The organism is Allocoleopsis sp. (genome assembly GCF_036703385.1).
GTDB lineage: Bacteria > Cyanobacteriota > Cyanobacteriia > Cyanobacteriales > Coleofasciculaceae > Allocoleopsis.
Window position 1 is genome coordinate 1 of the sequence record NZ_DATNPA010000683.1, and the last position, 5,905, is coordinate 5,905.

Consider the following 5,905-nt stretch of genomic DNA (forward strand, 5'->3'; position numbering starts at 1 on the left):
TGAATAATCACTCGACCAGGGTCATCGCCGCGACCCGCACGCCCTGCAACCTGAGTGAGCGTTTGAAATGTCCGTTCGGCGGCTCTGTAGTCCGCCAAATTCAGCAGTCCATCAGCGGAAACAACACCTACCAGGGTTACCTGAGCAATATCCAACCCTTTGGTCAGCATTTGTGTACCAATTAAGAGGTCAGCTTCCCCATTCGCAAATTTGGTCAGCAGCGTTCGGTGTGCGCCCTTAGTCCGGGTAGTGTCGCTATCAAATCGAATGATACGCAACTGGGGAAATTGCTGGGTTAACTCTTGGGCAAGGCGCTGGGTACCGCTGCCGAAGAATTTCAGGTAGGGAGAACTGCATTCGGGACAATGGCGGGGATGGAGTTGGCTGTAGTTACAGTAATGGCATCGCAGTAATTGAGTCGCTCCTTCGTGGGTGTAGTGATAAGAAAGCGAAACATCACAATTAGGGCATTCCACTACATAGCCACAACTTCGACAAGATACAAAGGTACTGTGTCCCCGTCGGGGAATAAATAAGATGCCTTGTTGACCCTGTGATTGTAACTGTTGTAAAGCCCTGTAAAGCGATCGGCTAAAAATCGAGCGATTTCCCTGTTGTAATTCTTGCCGCATGTCCACAATTTCTATGGGCGGCATGGGTCGGGATTGAATGCGCTCTGGAAGGGACAGGTAATAGGCGGTTGATGGTTGCAGGTTGGGTTGGGTTGCAGGTTGCAGGTTAGAAGGTTGAAGATTATCCTCCAAACGTTCAACTTTCAACCTTTCAACCTTCAACTCACTCTTCAACGGTTCAACTTTCAACTCTACCCAGGTTTCCAAAGACGGTGTAGCGGAACCTAAGACGAGAGGGCAGTTTTCGAGTTCGGCACGCCACTGAGCAACTGTACGAGCGTGGTAGGTGGGGGCAGGTTGGTCTTGCTTAAAGCTGGAGTCGTGTTCTTCATCTAAGACTATTAAACCTAGCTTGGGCAAGGGGGCAAAGACGGCACTACGGGTGCCAATGACGACCTGTGGTTCTCCAGCTAGCATCTGCCGCCAAGTGTCGTAACGTTCCCCATCCGACAGGGCACTGTGATAAACGTTAACTTTGTTACCAAAACGAGCGCGGAAACGGTCGGTGAGTTGGGGGGTCAAGCCAATTTCGGGAACGAGGACGAGAGCCGACTTACCTTGCTGTAAGATGGGTGCGATCGCTTGTAAATACACCTCAGTTTTCCCCGACCCGGTCACCCCATGCAACAGGACTTGAGCGAAGCGATCAAGTCCCGTAATGATTCCTAACGCATGACTTTGTCTATCTGTCAATAGCTTAGGCCGATCTGCCCCTACTACTGGTTCTGCGGCAGTCCGCAAGACTTCCCTTTCCTGAATCACCACATAGCCTTTCTCTTCTAGCTTCTTTAGGGTTGAAGAAGTTGTATGGCAAGTTTGTAGCAATTCGGTCAGCCACAAATCACCGCCGCGACGCCGTAGCACATCCAAAATTTCCTGTTGCCGCTGCGTTAGGTCGCTGGTAAAGGTATATCCGACCAGAGTTACAGCTTGTTTGAGTTTGGGACGTGTTGGTTTAGGGTGTTCTAGATAACTTTCAACCCAACCCCGTTTAATTAACTCCTTTAACCCCCAACTTGCGCCTCTCACTTGGCGTTGGAGGTATTTCCAACTAAAGTCTCCTTGGGGTTGAGCCTTGAGAATCTCTAAAATTTGACGTGCCGCTAGATTGACAACGGTATCGGCATTGTTGGGAAGTTTTTCGGGGTTGAGGCGAATACGACGTTGCGATCGCGCAAGTAATCCAGGCGGCAGAGCAACTCGTATCACCGAGATGAGGGGTGTGCAATAGTGTTTAGCCACTCGCTCTAACAGTTGCCAGTAACAAGTTGGGAAGAATCCACAGCAGATAACATCCTCAACCTCTCGAATTTTCGTCGGTGCTAAGTCAGGGGGTGGCGAGTCCAAAAGACGAATTGCGATCGCACCAATCTGCTGCGCCCCAAACGGCACACTCAAAATATCCCCCGGTTGCACCTCTAACTCGGCTGGCAACTTGTAGGTATATAGTTTCTGCTCTTGCTGTTGGTCTTGCTGTACTCCCGGACAATCCACCAGTACTTCAACCCATCGGTTCTGACCCCCACCAGCTTGATAGGATGCCCCAGGCTCAGCCAGTACCATACCACTACGGGGATTAGACATATCGAGAACCCTACTCACCAAAAATGTTTCCAAGCCTATTGGCGGTTGTGCCTTGCCATCCGTCAATTTTAACGGTCTGTCGTGGAGGATGTTACCCCCTCAGCCTGGGACGAAGCCTTTGCGTTCTCTCTTTGTAACCACAAACCTACATTATCGAGCAAATGCTTCGCCCCTACTTGCGAATTTGATGGGTGAGGAAGAGAGGAGGATTGGATAATCGCTCAACTCTCTTCTCTTGCTCAGAACTATCAACAAGCCTTTATACCTGTACTGTTCCACCCTATACGCGGAGAGTTTTGCGCTTCTTGCAGACTCATCTGATCGCGCACTAATCGGTTGAGCAATAAGAAGTGGCGTTTTCTCACTATTGATAGAGAGGACACCCTAAGCCTGTATGAGATCCTATTTCTATAGCAAAGTTAATTTAAAGAAATGATTTCAGGGGCATTAGCCCCCACTCTACCACACTCACCATCTCAACTTAGCTCTCTATTTTTTTGTAGGTTGTTGTCAAATGTAAAAACTCTTATCAATGTCAAGAATTCTGGAAATTGCCTCGTTGGCCTTGGCTCTACGAGTGGCTTTGTTTCTTTTTTCTCATATACACCAATTTTGTTTAGCATTTTGTAATCAAGGAGCTAGCCAAAAAGCTTCTAATAGTCTTAAAATCAGAGTTTTCCAGCCTCAACATCTCATTGCTCCATTGATGAGGGTTTTGGTCGGATTCTTGATATGCCTCTTGTTTTTGCCGCTTTAGAGCTTTTTTCACAAGCTACCCCTCGATTTATTAGAAACTTGCATCAAGGAAAGCCTGTTTTTCGTCAGGGCTAAGGCTAAACCTCTTAGCTCAACCTTCTCAAAATCCTTTCTACGCTCATTCCTCAATTGACGCTATGAATATTACTGAGTTGAACCAAGCCGATACTCTCAAGTTTACAGAAGATACAGAATTTTTTAACAATGACATTCTGGAGGTAGAGGAACCCGATTTAACTCTTGTAGAAGTCGAATTCTCGGACTCCAAGAGTACACTCGCAACAAGTCGTTCTTCTGGCTATAGCAAAACAAACTCGGATGACACAGTGGGAGCTTTCTTTAAAGAGATGGCTCGTTACCCCTTGCTCAAGCCAGAAGAAGAGGTGGAGTTAGCTAAGAATGTTCAATTCTTAGTCGAAATGGATGAACTCCAGGAACGCTTGCAGACACGGTTAGGGCGCAGGCCGACGAAAGCTGAGCTGGCAAAAGAGCTGAATTTGACAGAACGCCAGTTGGAAAATCGCCTCTATCGGGGTCGTGTAGCCAAGCGCAAAATGATTCGTTCTAACCTACGCTTAGTGGTTTCAATTGCTAAGCGGTACTTAAACAGAGGAGTGCCTTTCCTGGATTTGATTCAAGAGGGTGCCCTAGGATTGAATCGTGCGACGGAAAAGTTCGACCCAGAGAAAGGTTATAAATTTTCGACCTATGCCTACTGGTGGATTCGTCAGGCCATTACCCGCACAATTGCCAACGATGCACGCACCATCCGTTTACCGATTCATATTGTCGAAAAACTCAATAAACTCAAAAAAGCTCAGCGCGAACTCAAGCAAGGACTGCAACGCAATCCGAATGAAGAGGAATTAGCAAAAGCGTTAGATATTACGCCTTCTAATTTGCGCCAGTTGCTACAGTTACGCAGGCGATCGCTCTCTCTGAATCATCGAGTGGGTAAGGGAGAAGATACAGAACTCGTGGATTTGTTGGAAGACAATGATCTGCGGTTGCCCGAAGAGCAAATGAGCGAAACCATGATGCGCCAAGAAATTTGGGAAGTCTTGAGTGATGTGCTCACGGAACGGGAAAAAGATGTCATTTCGCTACGCTATGGTTTAGCGAGTAGTGAACCTTACACCCTGGAAGAAGTCGGCGGGATGTTCAATCTTTCCCGCGAACGGGTGCGGCAAATTCAAAGCAAAGCCATGCGTAAGCTACGTCGTCCTCAAGTGGCTCGACGCCTGAAAGGTTGGTTGACTTAGAATTCACCCAGTCAGGAGTCATTAGTTGTTAGTAAAACCCTGTAAAATAAGGCGTTTGGCTAATAACTAATGACTTGACTGTTTATGGGTGAGTTCACGATACGACCCGCAACACCAACAGATGTGCCTGTGCTGTTTGATTTAATTCAGGCACTGGCAGAGTATGAAAAACTCTCCCACGCCGTTACGGGTAATCCGGAGGCGCTCAAAGAGCATCTGTTTGGTGCTAAACCTTATGCAGAGGCGATAATTGCAGAGAATGCTGAGCAAGCCGTGGGATTTGCGCTGTTTTTCCCGAACTACTCCACTTTCTTGACCAAATCAGGGATTTATCTCGAAGATTTGTTCGTCCTGCCGGAGTTTCGGCGCAAGGGTATTGGTAAAGCGATTCTGCAATACCTGGCGCAGTTAGCCGTTGAGCGAGATTGTGGACGTTTGGAATGGAGTGTACTCGATTGGAATCAACCGGCGATCGCATTCTACAAGCGTATGGGAGCATCCGTTCTTGAAGCGAATCGAATTTGCCGTATCTGTGATGAGTCGCTGACTCAAGTGGCTAATGGAGCATCATCTTTAAGCCTGCGTCCCTCTGTCGCAGAGGATATACCTGTACTATTCCCCTTGCTTCAAAGAAAGGCGGAGTTTGACAAGAAACTAGACACCTTCACGGGCAATCCTGACACTCTGAAGAAGCATGTATTCGGTCAACGGGCTTATGTTGAAGTTATTCTGGCAGAATCCGAAGGGCAGGCCGTAGGGTTTGCTACTTTTTTCCACAATTATTCCACTTTTTTAACTCAACCTGGGCTTTACGTGGATGATTTGTTTGTTTTGCCTGACTATCGGCGTCAGGGTTTGGGTAAGGCGATGCTTACTTACCTCGCTCAGTTGGTGAGGAAGCGCAACTGTAGGCGGCTAGAGTGGTTAGTGGCGGTATGGAATGAACCTGCGATCGCATTTTATGAGAAGCTAGGGGCTTCAGTCTTACCCGACTGGCGAATTTGCCGGGTGACGGGGGATTCTCTAACTCAGCTTGCCACGTCAATCTTCCCTGACAAGATTAGCTAACCTATCGAAAGATGAACTTCTGTTATAGATGCTGATAAATTATCAACAAGTGTATCTTTGTTAGTTGCAGTAGAGACTGTTCGGGAGAAAATAAGTACATCTACTCAAGATTCCATTCAAGTGTTTCGAGTTGAGAGGAGAAAATTATGACTATTTGGGTGAATGAACAGCTTGATCCATCGGGTCTCCTCTATTCTTGTATTGCCTGTTGCGATGAACAGCAAGCGCAGGATTGCCATGAGTCTTTCGAGCAGAATTTGACAGACGAGCAAAAGTCAGCGGGTTGGGTGGCGCGTTTGAGAACGGTGAGTTCCTGGGATGAAGTGCCAGTCAATGCTTTGAAGTTGAATTAGGGCTTGACGTAATCGTCTCATAATGCTTGCGATATAAGGCTTATTTTGTCTTACTTCTCCCTACCAGGAAAGCCAACATCCTCAGACCAGAGCCTTGGAGGACTATTTGCAGAACATGCAGTCTGGGGCAAAGGATTGATTATATGGCGATGATAGTTGTCCGAATCGAGATAACAGGAGGTACACAACAGCATGATGCTGAATTTAGGCAAATCATCGTAGAATCTGTTAGGAGTACTGTATCGCCTAT

At 47.3% G+C, this 5,905-nt stretch carries 4 protein-coding genes and 1 pseudogene; 4 read left to right on the forward strand and 1 reads right to left on the reverse strand.

Features of this window, described 5'->3' with window-relative positions; genetic code table 11:
• The coding region (gene priA, locus V6C93_RS32400) for a primosomal protein N' (protein WP_333480803.1) at window positions 1-2,216 on the reverse strand (2,216 nt) is incomplete at its 3' end.
• A gap of 893 nt (window positions 2,217-3,109) precedes the next feature.
• Here priA and V6C93_RS32405 point away from each other — a divergent pair.
• From V6C93_RS32405 to V6C93_RS32415, 4 genes and pseudogenes are all read left to right on the forward strand, one after another.
• A complete protein-coding gene (locus tag V6C93_RS32405) occupies window positions 3,110-4,234 on the forward strand; it encodes an RNA polymerase sigma factor, RpoD/SigA family (protein ID WP_333480804.1) in 1,125 nt (374 codons plus the stop codon).
• Window positions 4,235-4,318: 84 nt separating this feature from the next.
• A pseudogene (locus tag V6C93_RS38585) lies at window positions 4,319-4,795 on the forward strand (GNAT family N-acetyltransferase); the annotation flags it as partial.
• Entirely contained in the window at window positions 4,787-5,302 is a 516-nt protein-coding gene (locus V6C93_RS38590; RefSeq protein WP_349262907.1) for a GNAT family N-acetyltransferase, read from the forward strand. The pseudogene V6C93_RS38585 and the gene V6C93_RS38590, both read left to right, overlap by 9 nt.
• A 146-nt stretch (window positions 5,303-5,448) precedes the next feature.
• Window positions 5,449-5,655 carry a hypothetical protein gene (locus tag V6C93_RS32415; protein WP_015181225.1) on the forward strand — a complete coding sequence of 69 codons (207 nt, stop codon included), beginning with the start codon at window positions 5,449-5,451 and terminating at the stop codon, window positions 5,653-5,655.
• The last annotated feature ends 250 nt before the right edge of the window (window positions 5,656-5,905 follow it).

What these genes read in the sequence shown, in the direction of transcription:
- V6C93_RS32405 (WP_333480804.1), top strand. Translation starts at nt 3,110, where the DNA reads ATGAATATTACTGAGTTGAACCAAGCCGATACTCTCAAGTTTACAGAA.
- V6C93_RS32415 (WP_015181225.1), top strand. Translation starts at nt 5,449, where the DNA reads ATGACTATTTGGGTGAATGAACAGCTTGATCCATCGGGTCTCCTCTAT.